The following is an 800-nucleotide window of genomic DNA, read 5'->3' on the forward strand; positions in this document are numbered from 1 at the left end:
CTCAGCCCGTCGTCGAGCACATAGACGCGGCCGTTGGCGATCGGCGTGCCGATCACCGGGGCACCGCCGGGCGCCAGAGGCTGCGACATCGACGCGCACACGGTCACCTCGGTCGGCCCGTACGCGTTGATCAGTCGCCGTCCGGTCGCCCAACGGTCCAGCAGGCTGCGGTCCAGCGCCTCGCCCGCCGACACGATCGTGCCCGCCGGTACCGCCGCCGGGTCCAGCACGCCCAGCACGGCCGGCGGCAGCGTCGCATGGGTGACCTCGTGCCGGGTCAGCACCTCGACCAGGCCACCGCCGGGCGTCAGGTCCTGGGCGGAGGTGGTCACCAGCGTCGCGCCCGATCCCAGCGCCATCAGCACTTCCGAGGTCGCCGCGTCAAAGCCGAGCGAGGCGAACTGCAGCACCCGCGACTCCGCGGTCACCGCGAACCGCTCGATCTGGGCGGTGGCGAGGTTCACCGCGCCCGCGTGGGTCAGCGCGACACCCTTGGGCGTCCCGGTCGAACCGGAGGTGTAGATGACATAGGCCAGGCTCAGCGGGTCGAGCACGGTTTCCGGCGGCGTCTCGGGGTGGCCGGCCACGGCCGGGTCGTCGATCGCGATCAGCGGCACCCGGCCCACCGGCAGGTCGTCGAGCACGTCGGAGTGGCCCAGCAGCACGGTCGTGCGGCTGTCGGCCAGCATGAACGCGATCCGCTCGGTCGGATAACCAGGATCGATCGGCAGGTAGGCCGCGCCCGCCTTGAGCACGCCCAGCAGGGCCGCCACCAGATCCGGGCCGCGGTCCATGACCAC

1 protein-coding gene is annotated in these 800 nt (G+C 72.6%); it reads right to left on the reverse strand.

What is annotated here, in order from left to right:
* On the reverse strand, positions 1–800 hold an 800-nt coding region (locus tag KXC43_RS50295; RefSeq protein ID WP_221383437.1), incomplete at both ends, for an AMP-binding protein.

Origin of the sequence: Paractinoplanes polyasparticus, from assembly GCF_019710575.1 — a bacterium.
In the GTDB taxonomy this organism is placed as follows: Bacteria; Actinomycetota; Actinomycetes; order Mycobacteriales; family Micromonosporaceae; genus Actinoplanes; species Actinoplanes polyasparticus.